The organism is Celeribacter sp. PS-C1 (genome assembly GCF_019429625.1).
Lineage (GTDB): Bacteria > Pseudomonadota > Alphaproteobacteria > Rhodobacterales > Rhodobacteraceae > Celeribacter.
Map to the genome: position 1 here is coordinate 242,801 of NZ_JAHXRW010000001.1, position 14,602 is coordinate 257,402.

The window sequence follows — 14,602 nt, forward strand, 5'->3', positions numbered from 1 at the left end:
AAAGTCCTCAAATGTCAGGGCTGATATACCAGCTTTACGCCGCCCTTGAAAACAAGAAGGTAGGCGTCAGATTCGGCATCTTGTGAAATCACCATGGAGCCTGCCGTCAAATTGCCCGCGGGACCGTTTGCCTCGACGCTTCCGGGGCTTTCGATCCGCGAGACGTCCAACATGGTGGCGATCCGGTTCGAGGTGATCGTGTAGCCAGTGGAGGTCTCGATCTCGACATGACCGGAGAGTTCGGCGATCTGGCTGGGGCCATCGATCACGCCATCATCTGCCTTGAGAGTCACGGAGCCATTGTCCGGGATCCGAAGCGCGCCGCGCACGGCATTGGAATTTACCACGTCTTCAGTTGATAGATCAGGACGCACCACTTCGGCGGAGATCTCCAATTCCGAGCCATCGCGGGTCACGGTCGCAAAGGACGGGCCTTCGACCCGCTGTTCGCGTGCAAGCGTTTCGATGTCGACATCGGCATAGGGGATCGACAGGCCGACCTCGCGGTCGCGGGCAAACAAAAAGAGCGTGGCCAAAAGCACGAGGCTCGCCAGCGGCAGGGCAATCTTCGCGAATGCCACGAATTTGGAATAAGGGTTGTCGAACCGCGCCATAAGGACGTCTTACACGACACCGGCGCGAAGGCAGTCCTGAATTTTCAAAATCCCGCAAGGCCGCCCATCTTCGGCAGAATCCCGCACAAACAGACAGGTGATTGCGCGCTCATCCATGCGCGCGACGGCTTTTTCGGCCAAAGCGTCAGAGGAGATCGTCATCGGGTTCCGGGTCATGATGTCACCGGCCGTTTTGTCCAGCAGCCCGTCGATATGACGCCGCAGGTCACCGTCGGTGATGATGCCGCTCAGCTGGCCCTCGGCGTCGATCACACCGACCACGCCAAAGCCTTTGTCGGAAATCACCGACAAAGCCTCACGCATGGGAGTTTCGGCGCTGACCAGAGGCATATCCACATGCATGAGATCGCGCACTTTGGTGAGGCGAGAGCCAAGCTTACCGCCAGGGTGCAGCACGCGGAAATTGTCGGCGGTAAAGGCGCGGTGTTCCATGAGCGCGACAGCCAAGGCATCGCCCAGAGCCAAAGTCATCGTGGTCGAGGTGGTCGGCACGATGCCATGCCCACAGGCCTCGGCGGCTTTCGGCAGGATCAGAGCCACATCACACGCGCGAATAAGCGAGCTGTCGGGGTTCGAGGCCACGCCGATCATCGGGATTTTAAAGCGGCGCGTGTAGGCAATCACATCGGCCAGTTCCGGGGTCTCGCCGGAGTTGGACAGCACGAGGCAGACATCGCCATCGCCGATCATGCCCAGATCGCCATGGCTCGCTTCGGCCGGGTGCACGAAATGCGCGGGCGTGCCGGTGGAGGCCAGCGTCGCCGCGATCTTGCGCGCGATATGGCCGGATTTTCCCATGCCCGTCACAATCGTGCGGCCTTTGGCACGCAGGATGGTTTCCACGGCGGTGGTGAATTCCACACCGAGGCTATCGGACAAAAGCCCGAGTGCTTCGGCCTCCTGCGCGATCACACGTTTGGCGGTGGACAGGAATGCGTCGGATTGGGTCATGTGCCGAACCTCAAAAGAGATGTCAGTGAGAGAAAATGTCGATCTCGGGCCAGCCCTCGAGATCAAGCTGTGCGCGGGTCGGCAGGAAGTCGAAACAGGATTGCGCGAGTTTCATCCGGCCTTCGCGCTCCAGCATTTCGTTCAGCTTGTCGCGCAGCTGGTGCAGGTAAAGCACGTCGGAGGCGGCGTAATCGAGCTGGGCATTGGTCAGGTCGCGCGCGCCCCAGTCGCTCATTTGCTGATACTTGGAAATGTCCACTTTCAACAGCTGATCGAGCAGGTTCTTGAGCCCATGGCGATCCGTGAAGGTGCGCACGAGCTTCGAGGCGATTTTGGTGCAATAGACCGGCGCCGCCAGCGTTCCAAAGGTGTGGTGCATGGCGGCGATGTCGAAGCGGCCAAAGTGGAACAGCTTCAGCACATTCGGGTCCGCGAGCATTTTGCACAGGTTCGGCGCATCGGTCTGGCCGCGCTCGACCTGAACCAGATGTGCGTTGCCGTCGCCACCGGACATTTGCACGAGGCACAGGCGATCGCGATGCGGGTTGAGCCCCATGGTTTCGCAATCGATGGCGACGACCGGACCGAGGTCGAGATCGTCCGGGAGGTCGTTTTTATAGAGAAAATTTGCCATCGTCGTGCCTTTGCGCTGTCCAATGAATTGGCCAAAGTTCTGACCAATATGTTGGAACAGGGTCTTAATCCTTTGCACGTGGTGGGGCAAGAGAGCAGGTCGAGACAGGTGGGTATCAGCCCGGTTCAACTGTGCGCAAGGTGCCGATAAAGTCGGCAAATATAGCCCCGCGCGCAAAAAATTGAACAGCGCCAGAAAACTTTAGGCTTTTTGTCGGTTAAATCTATTGCTAACAACGCCGAGCAAATGCGACCGCGCTCCCAGCCGCCGCCAGTGGCCGGTCTTTCATAGATAAGAGATCCGCCATGTACGCACATTTCATGAGGGGCGTCGCCCTCGTTCTTTCGTTCTCGACGGCTGCAAGTGCTGCCGAACTCACAACGCTTTTGGGGCCGGTTACCATTGATGAGACGCCGCAAACCGTCATCAGCTATGATGTTGGCGCGCTCGATACCCTCACCGCGCTGGGCGTCGATGTGGCGGGGATCACGCAGCCGATGCTGGTCCCGGCGCTGACCGGTCTGGATGACGGCTCGCGCGCCAATATCGGGACGTTGTTCGAGCCTGATTTCGAACAGGTGTTTGCACTGAAACCTGACTTGATCATCGCCGGGCCGCGCACGCGAGACCAAATCGACGCCCTGTCGAAAATCGCGCCCACCGTCGATCTTAGCCCGTTCTCAGAGGACATCGGTGAGGTAGTTCTGACCCAGACGCGGGAATTGGGCGAGTTGTTCGGCAAAGAAGACGAAGCGGCGGCGTTGCTCGCTCATCTGGAGGCGTCCCTCGAAGAGGTCCGCGGGCTGACTGACGGAGCCGGCAAGGGCCTTATCGTGATGACGAACGGGCCGAAGCTTTCAGTTTTTGGTCCGGGGTCGCGCTTTGGCTGGGTGCATGACACTTTGGGGATCGAGCCGCTCATGGAGAATGTCGATGAGCAAACTCATGGCGAAGCCGTCAGCTTTGAGTTCCTGCATGAGGCAAACCCCGATTGGATGATCGTTTTCGACCGCACGCGCGCGACGAATGGCGATGGGCCGAAAGCCGAAGAAACGCTCGACAACGAGTTGATCGCGCAGACCACGGCTTGGCAAAAAGGTCAGGTGATCTACGTCCACCCGGCCGATTTCTACATCGCGACCACCGGTGTGCGGTCGCTTCAGGACACGGTCGATCAATTTATCGCGGCCTATAAGGGCGCTCAGTAAAGACCGATGAGATTGCCAGCGCTTCATATGCTGCTCGCCTTGGGGAGCCTGGTCTTAATGGCCGGGCTCAGCCTTATGATCGGTGCCTCCGATATGAACCTCGGCGCGGTGTTCCGAGGCGAGGGCGATGATGCGCTGATCCTTCTGGCCAGTCGCATCCCGCGCACGCTGGCGATCATTCTCACCGGGGCGTCGATGGCGATTTCCGGGCTGATTTTTCAGATGCTCACGCGCAATAAATTCGTCGAGCCTTCGACGGCGGGAACGGCGGAAAGCGCGGGGCTTGGGCTGTTGATTGCGGTTGCCCTGTTTCCGACCACGTCTTTGATGGTCAAGATGGTGATCGCCGCTCTCTGTGCCATTGCAGGTACGCTTTTGTTTCTCAAAATTCTCGACCGGCTGCCGCCGCGCGAGCCTTTGCTGGTGCCCCTGGTGGGGCTGATGCTGGGCGGTGTGATTGGCGCGATCGGGACGTTTTTCGCCTATCAGCTCGATCTTTTGCAATATCTCGGCATCTGGACGACGGGTGAGTTTTCCGGCGTTTTGCGCGGGAGGTATGAGCTTTTGTGGCTCACGGGTGGCTTGGCTGTGATCGGCTATCTCTTTGCGGATCGGTTTTCCATCATGGGGATGGGTCGCGATGTCTCGATCACCTTGGGGCTCAATTATCGCACCGTGATGTGGACGGGTCTGATCATCGTCTCTGTCACCACGGCTGTCGTCGTGGTCACCGTGGGGGCGATCCCGTTTCTGGGGCTGATCGTGCCCAATATCGTCAGCCGTATCATGGGTGACAACCTGCGTGCGGCGGTGCCTTGGGCGGCGAGCCTTGGGGCAGGGGCGCTATTGCTGTGCGACATCATCGGGCGGGTCATTCGCCAGCCCTATGAGATTCCCATCGGCACGATCTTTGGTGTGATCGGCTCGATGATCTTCCTCTATCTTTTGCTGGGACGTCAGAGTCATGCCGTCCGATAGTGCCGCGTTCCTCCCTTTCCCCGCTCAGCGCAGAATGCAGGTTAAGCCGCTGGTCCTTCTGGCTTTGCTGGCCGTGATTGCGGTGGGGCTGTTTCTGACGCTAGGTGTGCCTGCGGGCGCGTGGGAGTTTGCGCTCAGCTTTCGCGCCGGAAAGCTGGCCGGGCTGATTCTCGTGGCCTTTGCCATTGCCACCTCGACGCAGCTTTTCCACGCCGCCACGCGCAATCAAATCCTGACTCCCTCAATCATGGGCTTTGATGCGCTCTATCTGATGATCCAGACCAGTCTGGTGTTCGGTATGGGCGCCATGGCCACGCTCGACATTGATCCGGTGGTGAAATTCACCGCTGAAGTTCTGGTCATGATGGGGTTCTCGACTGCGCTTTTCCTGTGGCTTTTCACCGCCCGGTCCCGCGATCTGCATCTCCTCGTTCTGGTCGGTATCATTTTCGGCACGCTGTTTCGCAGCCTGTCGAATTTCATCTCCCGCATGATCGACCCGAATGAATTTGTGGTCGTGCAGGGCGCCATGTTTGCACGTTTCAATGCGGTGAATATCGACCTCTTGTGGATCTCGATCGGTCTTACGGCTCTCACGCTACCAGTGCTTTGGCATATGCGGCATCAGTTCGATGTGCTGGCGCTGGGTCGCGAAACCGCGATTGGATTGGGCCTCCGCTATCGGCGCGTGATGTTTGCGGCCTTTGGGATGATCGGCCTGTTGGTCTCGGTCTCCACCGCGCTTGTGGGCCCTGTCACTTTCTTTGGCTTGCTCGTCGTCCATCTGGCCTATCGCATCCTGCCCGGCGCGCGGTTCGCGCCGACGCTTTTGGCTAGTTCCCTGATTGCCATCATCACCTTGGTGGGCGGGCAGGCGATCTATGAGCATGTGCTGGGCCTCCAAGGCACGCTTTCCGTGGTGATCGATGCGCTGGGCGGCATCACCTTTCTTTACCTGCTTCTCAAAGGGGTCAGACGATGATCAAGATTTCGCATGTGAGCCATCAGATTGCCGGCGCTTCGATCCTGAACGATGTGTCTTTGATGATTCCTCGGGGTGGTATCACGGCCTTGATCGGGCCGAATGGGGCAGGGAAATCCACGCTCTTGTCCCTGATTGCGCGTTTGACGCCGCTGCAAGGCGGACAAATCACAGTGGATGGTGCGGATGTGACGACGACGCCGACCGATGCACTGGCGCGGCGTCTGTCGATTCTGCGTCAGGACAATTCTGTGGCTGCGCGTTTGACGGTCGCCGATCTGGTGGGCTTTGGCCGCTACCCGCATCACAAAGGTCGCCCGACTGCCGAGGATCACGCGCATGTGGAGAAGGCCCTAGAGATGATGGGGCTGCACCCTCTGAGTGGGCGATTCCTCGATGAGCTGTCTGGCGGGCAGCGTCAGAGAGCCTTTGTCGCCATGGTCTTGGCGCAGGACACGGATTACGTGCTTTTGGATGAGCCGCTCAACAACCTCGACATGAAGCACGCGCGCCAGATGATGGAGCGTCTGAAAGAGGCGGCGCGGGTGAGTGGCAAGAGCTTTGTGATTGTCGTCCATGACATCAATTTTGCTGCCGCCTACGCCGATCTGATCGTGGCGCTCAAAGACGGGCGGTTGCATTCCCTCGGTACGCCAGAAGAAATCGTCAACAGACCTTGCCTGCGCGATGTATTCGAACTGGACATTGCGGTGGAGACTGTGGGTGGTCATCCCTTCGCTCTACACCAGATCGCGCCGGAGCCTTTGGTGGAGTCGTAGGGCCGAAGCACAAAAGCTCTCATCGCATTTGAGCAAAAACGACTGTCGCCTGAGATGTATGAGGATGCGATCAAACATTTTCGTTTGAAAATGTTTTTGGTGCCCAGAAGAGGACTCGAACCTCCACGTCCATACGGACACTAGCACCTGAAGCTAGCGCGTCTACCAATTCCGCCATCTGGGCACAGATGTCGTGAGGCCGCGATGTAATGAGGTTGCGTGGAAGTGTCAACGGCCATTTGAAAGGTTTTTTATAGCAGCAATAGCGTCTTGTTCATTTCCGCGCTAAAAGCTAAGCAAAAGCGACAATTTGGCATTGGAGATGCAGATGACGAAACTGGTCACCATCTATGGCGGCGCTGGCTTTGTCGGGCGGTATATCGCTCGGCGTATGGCAAAGGAGGGCTGGCGTGTCCGTGTTGCAGTGCGTCGCCCGAATGAGTCGCTTCATGTGAAACCCTACGGCGCGGTCGGTCAGGTCGAGCCGGTGTTCTGCAACATTCGCGACGATGAGTCGGTGCGCGCGGCGATGATCGGCGCGGATGCCGTCGTGAACTGCGTTGGCGTTCTGACGGAACGCGGTAAGAATTCCTTCTCTGCGGTGCAATCCGAGGGTGCTGCCCGGATCGCTCGAATCGCCGAGGCCCAAGGCATCGCACGTCTGGTGCATCTCTCCGCTCTGGGCGCCGATGCGAATTCTGCATCTGAATATTCCCGCACCAAAGCGGAAGGCGAGGCCAAGGTGCTCGAGGCCTTCCCGAACGCAATGATCCTGCGTCCTTCTGTGATTTTCGGTCAGGAAGATGAGTTCTTTAATCGCTTCGGCAAGATGGCCGAAAAGAATGTGATCCTGCCGCTGGTGGGTGGAAACACCAAGTTCCAACCCGTTTACGTCGATGATGTCGCGCAGGCGGCCGTCAGCGGCATTCTGGGCCATGCTGAGCCGGGCATCTATGAGCTGGGCGGTCCGGATGTGGACACGCTGAAAGGTCTCATGGCCGATATGCTTGAGGCGATTCACCGCAATCGTCTGATCCTGAACCTGCCGTTCTGGGTTGGCAATCTGATGGCGACCGGTTTCTCCGTGGCGCAATTCCTCACCGCCGGTCTGTTCCACAATGGCATTCTGACCCGCGATCAGGTGAAAAACCTGAAAGTGGACAATGTTGTCTCTGAAGGCGCCAAGAGCTTTGCTGACCTCGGGATTAAGCCGACGGCGCTTCAGGCGGTTCTGCCGGATTACATGTGGGTTTATCGCCCGTCGGGTCAGTATGACGCGATTCGCGAAAGCGCGAAGAACCTGCGCAAAATCTGATTTCGCTTATCTTTGAAAATTCAAAGCGCGTCCTCCACCGGACGCGCTTTTTTCATGTGTAGGAAATCACCAGCAGTACGACGCCGAGGATCACGCGGTAGATCACATAGGGTGTAAAGCTGATGGATTTGAGTAGGCGCATCATTAGGGTCAGGGCCAAAAGTGCGGCGATGAAGGCAAAGACGGCGCCGATGGCCGCATCTTTGAGCATTGCCCAATCGGCATCGCCAACCACTTCGGCGCCCAGGAGAATGCCGGAGGCCATGATCGTCGGGATCGACATCAGCATGGCAATCTTGGCGCCGTCGTGGCGGGTATAGCCCATGGCGCGCGCGCCGGTGATGGTGATGCCCGAGCGCGAGGTGCCGGGGATGAGCGCGACAGCTTGCCAGAGGCCAAGCTTGATCGCGTCTTTAAGGGACCAATCGCCCTCGGTTTTGACCTCGGCACCCTTTTGGTCGAACCAATAGAGCACAAGGCCGAAAATCAGCATGGTCCAACCGATCACGGTCGGGCTACGCATCGCATCGGACAGGCCGGTCACTTTCAGGATGAGACCCAAAATGACCACCGGGATCGTTGCGATCAGTAAAAGGAAGGCCAGTTTTGAGCCGGGTGTGTCGATTTTTCCGGTCATCATGCGGGGCAGGCCCGCCAGGCCGACGCTAACATCGCGCCAAAAGTAAAAGATCACTGCGCCCAGAGTGCCGACATGCACCGCCACGTCGATGGCCTGGCCTTGGTCTTGGGTGCCCATGAAAAAGGGCAAAAGAATCAGGTGACCTGAGGATGAAACCGGAAGAAACTCGGTAATACCCTGCACGATCGCGACGATTAGAAGATAGAAAAGACTCATAACGACTCCGTGGCGATCCTGAGTGCCGACAGCATAAACCTACGTGGAATCAATAAGAAGACCATTTGTAGGTCATAAGTGCTGACATAAATTTATGGGTTGCGACGCAAATTCCTGCGCTGCGGCGAGAGAAAAACGAAAAATAAGACAGCACTTCTGACTTTTCTTTTTCTCAGAGTCCTTATAATGAAACTTCAACTCACAACCAACCTTCGGAGATGTGGTGTCATGGCGAAAGAGCCGATGCTCAAATTCGTGACGGTAGGCAGGGACATGCCCACCAAGCGGGACGCGGAAGATCGTAAGGACGATTTTCTGGAAATCTATGGCGAGTTCGTCGAAGCGAAAGCGGAAGAACAGGCGTCGCGCTGTTCGCAATGCGGCGTGCCGTATTGCCAGTCGCATTGCCCGCTGCACAATAACATCCCCGACTGGCTGCGCCTGACCGCAACCGGACGGTTGAAAGAGGCCTATGAGATTTCTCAGGCGACCAACACCTTCCCGGAAATCTGTGGCCGCATCTGCCCGCAGGACCGTCTCTGCGAAGGCAACTGTGTCATTGAGAACTCCGGCCACGGCACGGTGACGATCGGCTCCGTCGAGAAATACATCACCGACACGGCTTGGGAAAACGGCTGGGTCGAGGTGATCACGCCGGCTGTCGAGCGCGAGGAAAGCGTTGGCATCATCGGCTCCGGCCCGGGTGGTCTGGCCGCGGCCGACCGTTTGCGTCGCGCAGGCATCAAGGTCACCGTTTACGAACGGTCCGACCGTGCTGGCGGGTTGATGATGTACGGCATTCCGGGCTTCAAGCTTGAGAAAGACGTTGTGCTGCGCCGTGTAGAACAGCTCGAAAAGTCGGGCGTCGAATTCGTGCTTAACTGTAACGTCGGCGAAGACATTTCCTTTGACGCGATCCGTGGCAAACACGACGCCGTGCTGATCGCGACGGGTGTCTACAAATCCCGTGATCTCCAAGGTCCCGGTTCGGGTGCCGACGGCATCGTCAAGGCTATTGATTACCTTACCGCCTCGAACAAAGTCTCCTTTGGTGACGAGGTCGAGGAATATGAAAGCGGTGAGCTGAATGCGAATGGCAAGAAGGTCGTCGTGATCGGTGGCGGCGATACCGCGATGGACTGTGTTCGCACCGCGATCCGTCAGGGTGCGACCTCGGTCAAATGTCTCTACCGTCGTGACCGGGCCAACATGCCGGGTTCGCAGCGTGAGACCCAAAACGCCGAGGAAGAAGGCGTCGAATTCGTATGGCTCTCCGCGCCGAAAGGCTTTGCGGGCGATCCAGTTTCGGGCGTGATGGTGCAGAAAATGCGCCTCGGTGCGCCGGATGCCTCCGGCCGTCAGTCCCCCGAAGTGATCGAGGGTGCCGACTATGTCGAAGAGGCCGATCTGGTGATCAAGGCGCTTGGTTTCGAGCCGGAAGAGCTTCCTAAGCTTTGGGGCGTGGATGGTCTGGAAGTGACCCGTTGGGGCACTGTTCTGGCCGATTTCAAAACCCACGCCAGCTCGCTTGAGGGTGTCTACGCCTGTGGCGACATCCAGCGTGGCGCGTCCTTGGTCGTCTGGGCGATCCGCGACGGCCGCGAAGCTGCCGATGCGATGATCGAGTATATCGACCAGTCCGCCGCTGTGGCCGCCGAGTAATTCGAATTCAAAAGGAGGGGAGAGGTCTCCTCCGCCTTTGATCTGAAAGGTACTGCTATGACCAAGTTTGACCAAAGCTGGGCGGTTCAAGAAGCCGCAAAACGCGAATGGATGGCGGAAAACTCTCTGTTCCGTGAGGATGATGAACATTCCTCCTGCGGTGTGGGTCTTGTCGTCTCCGTCGATGGGTCGAAATCCCGCAAAGTCGTGGAAAACGGCATCTCTGCGCTGAAAGCGATCTGGCACCGCGGTGCCGTGGACGCCGACGGCAAAACCGGCGACGGCGCGGGTATCCACGTGCAAATCCCGCACCATTTCTTTGGCGACCAAATCCGCCGCACCGGCCATGAGGCCCGTCACGGCGAGTTACTCGCCGTGGGTCAGGTGTTCCTGCCGCGCACGGATTTCTCCGCGCAGGAGACCTGCCGGACCATCGTTGAAACAGAAGTGCTCCGCATGGGGTATTACATCTACGGATGGCGCCACGTTCCGGTGGACACGTCCTGCCTGGGCGAGAAAGCCAATGCGACGCGCCCTGAGATCGAGCAAATCCTGATCTCCAACTCGAAAGGCGTGGATGAAGAGACGTTTGAGCGCGAGCTTTACGTCATCCGTCGCCGCATCGAAAAGGCCGCACAGACCGCCGGTGTGCGCGAGCTTTACATCTGCTCGCTGTCCTGCCGGTCGATCATCTACAAAGGCATGATGCTCGCCGAACAGGTCGCGGTGTTCTACCCGGACCTCATGGACGAGCGTTTCGAATCCGCTTTTGCGATCTATCACCAGCGCTATTCCACCAACACCTTCCCGCAGTGGTGGCTGGCACAGCCGTTCCGCATGCTGGCGCACAACGGTGAGATCAACACGATCAAAGGCAACACCAACTGGATGAAATCGCACGAGATCCGTATGGCCTCGTCGACCTTTGGTGAGATGGCCGAGGACATCAAGCCGATCATCCCGCAAGGCTCGTCTGACTCTGCCGCCCTCGACTCCGTGTTTGAGGTGCTGGTGCGTGCCGGTCGTTCCGCGCCGATGGCAAAAACCATGCTGGTGCCCGAAGCCTGGTCGAAAAACGCTGAAGAGCTGCCGAAAGCCTGGCGCGACATGTATTCCTATGTGAACTCCGTGATGGAGCCTTGGGACGGTCCGGCCGCTTTGGCGATGACCGATGGTCGCTGGGTCTGTGCCGGTCTCGACCGCAACGGCCTGCGTCCGATGCGCTATGTTGTCACCGGTGATGGCCTTGTCATCGCGGGTTCCGAGGTGGGCATGGTGCCGACCGACGAGGCGACCGTGGTGGAAAAAGGCGCTCTGGGTCCGGGGCAATTGCTGGCGGTCGATATGGCCGCGGGCAAGCTCTACCACGATGTCGACATCAAAGACCGTCTGGCAAATTCCCAGCCGTTTGGCGAATGGGTCGGCAAAATCGTCGATCTCGAAGAAGAGCTGGCTGGCCTGAATGAGACCGCGATCTTCACCGGTGCCGAGCTGAAGAAACGTCAGATCGCTGCTGGCTACACCATCGAAGAGCTGGAGCAAGTCCTTGCGCCGATGGGCGAGGATGGCAAAGAGGCGCTTGCCTCTATGGGCGACGACACTCCGTCTGCGGTGCTGTCGAACAAATATCGTCCGCTCAGCCACTTCTTCCGTCAGAACTTCTCTCAGGTGACCAACCCGCCGATCGACAGCTTGCGCGAATTCCGTGTGATGTCGCTCAAAACGCGGTTTGGCAACCTCAAGAACGTGCTGGATGAAGACAGCTCCCAGACCGAGATTCTCGTGCTGGAAAGCCCCTTTGTCGGAAACGCGCAATTCGAGGCGTTGAAAGGTCATTTCAACGCGCCGATGACTGAGATCGACTGTACCTTCCCGGTCGATGGAGGCCCCAACGCGCTGCGCGCCGGGCTGGACCGCATCCGCGCCGAGGCTGAAGAGGCTGTGCGCTCTGGTGGTGGTCACATCATCCTGACCGATCAAGGGCAGAGCGAAGACAAGATCGCGATGCCGATGATTCTTGCGACCTCTGCGGTGCACAGCTGGCTGACGCGCAAGGGTCTGCGGACTTTCTGTTCGCTGGGCGTGCGCTCCGCGGAATGTATCGACCCGCATTACTTTGCGGTGCTGATCGCCTGTGGTGCGACCATCGTGAACGCTTATCTGGCCGAGGATTCCCTCGCGGATCGGATCGAGCGTGGTCTGTTGGACTGCACTCTGACCGAGGCCGTCTCACGCTATCGTGCCGCCGTTGACGCCGGTCTGCTGAAGATCATGGCGAAGATGGGCATCTCGGTGATTTCCTCCTATCGCGGTGGTCTGAACTTCGAGGCTGTGGGCCTGTCCCGTGCAATGGTCAACGAGTTCTTCCCGGGCATGCATTCGCGCATTTCCGGCATCGGTGTCGGCGGTATCCAGCACAAGCTGGAAGCCGTGCACAAACAGGGTTGGCTGGGTGGCAACACGCTTCCCATCGGCGGTTTCTACAAGTCCCGCAAATCCGGCGAGACCCACGCGTGGGAAGCGCAGTCGATGCACATGCTGCAATCGGCCTGTGATCGTGCGTCTTACGAGATGTGGAAACAGTATTCCGCCAAGATGCAGGCCATGCCGCCGATCCATCTGCGCGATTTGTTGGACTTCAAGCCGCTGGGCAAACCGGTGCCGATCGAAGAGGTGGAATCGATCACTTCGATCCGCAAACGCTTCGTGACGCCGGGCATGTCCTTGGGGGCTCTGTCGCCTGAGGCACACCGCACACTGTCCATCGCGATGAACCGCATCGGCGCGAAATCCGACTCCGGTGAGGGTGGCGAGTCCCCCGACGATTTCACGCCGGAACCCAATGGCGACAACGCCTCGGCGAAGATCAAACAGGTGGCCTCCGGTCGCTTCGGTGTGACGGCGGAATATCTGCTGCACTGTGAAGAGCTGGAGATCAAAGTTGCTCAAGGCGCGAAGCCGGGCGAGGGTGGTCAGCTTCCGGGGATGAAGGTCACTGACCTGATTGCCAAGCTGCGTCACTCCACCAAAGGCGTGACCCTGATCTCGCCGCCGCCGCACCACGACATCTATTCCATCGAGGATCTCGCTCAGCTCATCTATGACCTGAAACAGATCAACCCGAAGGCCAAGGTGACGGTGAAACTCGTGGCCTCCTCCGGCGTCGGCACCATCGCCGCCGGTGTGGCGAAAGCGAAAGCGGACATCATCCTGATCTCCGGCCACAACGGTGGCACGGGTGCGTCTCCGGCGACCTCGATCAAATTCGCTGGCTTGCCGTGGGAAATGGGTCTGACCGAGGCACACCAAGTGCTCGCGATGAACAACCTGCGCGACCGCGTGACGCTGCGCACCGACGGTGGTCTGCGCACCGGTCGTGACATCGTCATGGCCGCGATGCTTGGCGCCGAGGAATACGGCATCGGCACCGCCGCTTTGATCGCGATGGGCTGTATCATGGTGCGTCAGTGTCAGTCGAACACCTGTCCGGTGGGCGTCTGTACCCAAGACGAAATGCTGCGTGGCAAGTTCACTGGCAACGCCGACAAAGTCGTCAACCTGATCACCTTCTACGCTCAGGAAGTTCGCGAATTGCTGGCCTCTCTGGGCGCGCGCTCTCTGGACGAGGTGATCGGTCGTGCCGATCTTTTGGCCCAGACCTCGCGTGGCTCGGCGCATCTCGACGATCTCGATCTGAACCCGCTTCTGATCTCCGTCGATGGTTCTGATCGTATCGTGTATGACCGTTCCAAACCGCGCAACGCGGTGCCGGATACGCTCGATGCGCAGATCGTGTCGGATGCCGCACGTTTCCTCAACGATGGCGAAAAGATGCAGCTCTCCTACGCGGTGCAGAACACGCTCCGCACCATCGGGACGCGAACCTCGTCGCATATCGTGTCGAAATTCGGCATGCGCAACAATCTTCAGCCGGACCATTTGACCGTGAAACTCACGGGCTCTGCCGGTCAGTCTCTCGGGGCCTTTGCGGCGCCGGGTCTGAAGATCGAAGTGTCGGGCGACGCCAACGACTATGTGGCAAAAGGCCTGTCGGGCGGTACCGTTGTGGTGCGTCCGCCGATGCATTCGCCGCTCGTCGCTGATCAGAACACGATCATCGGCAACACCGTGCTTTACGGTGCGACGGACGGCTACCTCTTTGCCGCCGGTCGTGCGGGCGAGCGTTTCGCGGTGCGCAACTCCGGTGCGAGTGTGGTGATTGAGGGCTGTGGTTCCAACGGTTGTGAATACATGACCGGCGGGATCGCCGTGATCCTCGGCTCTATCGGTGCGAACTTTGGTGCCGGGATGACGGGCGGCATGGCCTATCTCTACGACCCAGAGGGCAAAGCGCTTGATCTGATGAACCTCGAGACGCTGGTGACCTGCCCGGTCACGGTGGATCACTGGGAAGATCAGCTGAAAGGTCTCGTCGAGCGTCACGCGAAAGAGACCCATTCTTTGAAAGCGAAGGCGATCCTCGATCATTGGGATGAAGAGAAAGCCAACTTCCTTCAGGTTTGCCCGAAAGAGATGCTGGTGCATCTGCCGGTGCCGCTGACCTTGGAAAAGGGCGCGATCCCGGCCGAGTAAGTCGAGAGT

General features: G+C 58.7%; 11 protein-coding genes and 1 tRNA gene. 7 read left to right on the forward strand and 5 right to left on the reverse strand.

What is annotated here, in order from left to right; all coding sequences use genetic code 11:
• Window positions 1-14 precede the first annotated feature (14 nt).
• From lptC to J5Y17_RS01200, 3 genes are read right to left on the reverse strand one after another with little or no spacing between them, the layout of a single operon-like run.
• Window positions 15-614, reverse strand: coding sequence for an LPS export ABC transporter periplasmic protein LptC (lptC, locus tag J5Y17_RS01190; protein ID WP_219783379.1), 600 nt, complete (start codon window positions 612-614; stop codon window positions 15-17).
• Window positions 615-623: 9 nt separating this feature from the next.
• Entirely contained in the window at window positions 624-1,586 is a 963-nt protein-coding gene (locus J5Y17_RS01195; RefSeq protein ID WP_219783380.1) for a KpsF/GutQ family sugar-phosphate isomerase, read from the reverse strand.
• A gap of 22 nt (window positions 1,587-1,608) precedes the next feature.
• Window positions 1,609-2,220: a ribonuclease D gene (locus tag J5Y17_RS01200; protein ID WP_219783381.1), complete on the reverse strand. Its 612-nt coding sequence runs from the start codon at window positions 2,218-2,220 to the stop codon at window positions 1,609-1,611.
• Between the two features lie 305 nt (window positions 2,221-2,525).
• Between J5Y17_RS01200 and J5Y17_RS01205 the strand changes: the two genes are divergently transcribed.
• From J5Y17_RS01205 to J5Y17_RS01220, 4 genes are read left to right on the forward strand one after another with little or no spacing between them, the layout of a single operon-like run.
• The gene (locus J5Y17_RS01205; RefSeq protein ID WP_219783382.1) at window positions 2,526-3,428 is read left to right on the forward strand and encodes a siderophore ABC transporter substrate-binding protein; all 903 of its coding nucleotides are present in this window, start codon (window positions 2,526-2,528) and stop codon (window positions 3,426-3,428) included.
• 57 nt (window positions 3,429-3,485) lie between these two features.
• Window positions 3,486-4,406, forward strand: coding sequence for an ABC transporter permease (locus J5Y17_RS01210; RefSeq protein ID WP_255571775.1), 921 nt, complete (start codon window positions 3,486-3,488; stop codon window positions 4,404-4,406).
• The gene (locus tag J5Y17_RS01215; protein ID WP_219783383.1) at window positions 4,393-5,388 is read left to right on the forward strand and encodes an iron chelate uptake ABC transporter family permease subunit; all 996 of its coding nucleotides are present in this window, start codon (window positions 4,393-4,395) and stop codon (window positions 5,386-5,388) included. Before J5Y17_RS01210 ends, J5Y17_RS01215 begins: the two co-directional genes overlap by 14 nt.
• Window positions 5,385-6,167 (forward strand): ABC transporter ATP-binding protein, encoded by a 783-nt coding sequence (locus J5Y17_RS01220; RefSeq protein ID WP_219783384.1) that lies wholly within the window; start codon window positions 5,385-5,387, stop codon window positions 6,165-6,167. The genes J5Y17_RS01215 and J5Y17_RS01220 overlap by 4 nt, the downstream gene beginning before the upstream one ends.
• 97 nt (window positions 6,168-6,264) lie before the next feature.
• Here the strand turns inward: J5Y17_RS01220 and J5Y17_RS01225 are convergent.
• Window positions 6,265-6,351: transfer RNA gene (locus tag J5Y17_RS01225), tRNA-Leu, on the reverse strand.
• A gap of 144 nt (window positions 6,352-6,495) precedes the next feature.
• Between J5Y17_RS01225 and J5Y17_RS01230 the strand changes: the two genes are divergently transcribed.
• Complete coding sequence (locus J5Y17_RS01230) at window positions 6,496-7,482, forward strand: complex I NDUFA9 subunit family protein (protein ID WP_219783385.1); 987 nt, start codon at window positions 6,496-6,498, stop codon at window positions 7,480-7,482.
• Between the two features lie 52 nt (window positions 7,483-7,534).
• On the opposite strand, the gene J5Y17_RS01235 is transcribed toward J5Y17_RS01230, so the two are convergent.
• Entirely contained in the window at window positions 7,535-8,338 is an 804-nt protein-coding gene (locus J5Y17_RS01235) for an undecaprenyl-diphosphate phosphatase (RefSeq protein WP_219783386.1), read from the reverse strand.
• Between the two features lie 228 nt (window positions 8,339-8,566).
• Here J5Y17_RS01235 and J5Y17_RS01240 point away from each other — a divergent pair, with 228 nt between their 5' ends.
• Together J5Y17_RS01240 and gltB are read left to right on the forward strand one after the other, a co-directional pair.
• The gene (locus J5Y17_RS01240) at window positions 8,567-10,000 is read left to right on the forward strand and encodes an NAD(P)-dependent oxidoreductase (RefSeq protein WP_219783633.1); all 1,434 of its coding nucleotides are present in this window, start codon (window positions 8,567-8,569) and stop codon (window positions 9,998-10,000) included.
• Window positions 10,001-10,057: 57 nt separating this feature from the next.
• On the forward strand, window positions 10,058-14,593 hold the full coding sequence (gene gltB, locus J5Y17_RS01245) for a glutamate synthase large subunit (RefSeq protein WP_219783387.1): 4,536 nt from the start codon (window positions 10,058-10,060) through the stop codon (window positions 14,591-14,593).
• Window positions 14,594-14,602: the final 9 nt, after the last annotated feature.

Coding starts and splice junctions, on each gene's coding strand:
- J5Y17_RS01240 (WP_219783633.1), top strand. CDS start 8,567: ATGGCGAAAGAGCCGATGCTCAAATTCGTGACGGTAGGCAGGGACATG.
- J5Y17_RS01235 (WP_219783386.1), bottom strand. CDS start 8,338: ATGAGTCTTTTCTATCTTCTAATCGTCGCGATCGTGCAGGGTATTACC.
- J5Y17_RS01230 (WP_219783385.1), top strand. CDS start 6,496: ATGACGAAACTGGTCACCATCTATGGCGGCGCTGGCTTTGTCGGGCGG.
- J5Y17_RS01205 (WP_219783382.1), top strand. CDS start 2,526: ATGTACGCACATTTCATGAGGGGCGTCGCCCTCGTTCTTTCGTTCTCG.
- J5Y17_RS01220 (WP_219783384.1), top strand. CDS start 5,385: ATGATCAAGATTTCGCATGTGAGCCATCAGATTGCCGGCGCTTCGATC.
- lptC (WP_219783379.1), bottom strand. CDS start 614: ATGGCGCGGTTCGACAACCCTTATTCCAAATTCGTGGCATTCGCGAAG.
- J5Y17_RS01210 (WP_255571775.1), top strand. CDS start 3,486: ATGGCCGGGCTCAGCCTTATGATCGGTGCCTCCGATATGAACCTCGGC.
- J5Y17_RS01215 (WP_219783383.1), top strand. CDS start 4,393: ATGCCGTCCGATAGTGCCGCGTTCCTCCCTTTCCCCGCTCAGCGCAGA.
- gltB (WP_219783387.1), top strand. CDS start 10,058: ATGACCAAGTTTGACCAAAGCTGGGCGGTTCAAGAAGCCGCAAAACGC.
- J5Y17_RS01195 (WP_219783380.1), bottom strand. CDS start 1,586: ATGACCCAATCCGACGCATTCCTGTCCACCGCCAAACGTGTGATCGCG.
- J5Y17_RS01200 (WP_219783381.1), bottom strand. CDS start 2,220: ATGGCAAATTTTCTCTATAAAAACGACCTCCCGGACGATCTCGACCTC.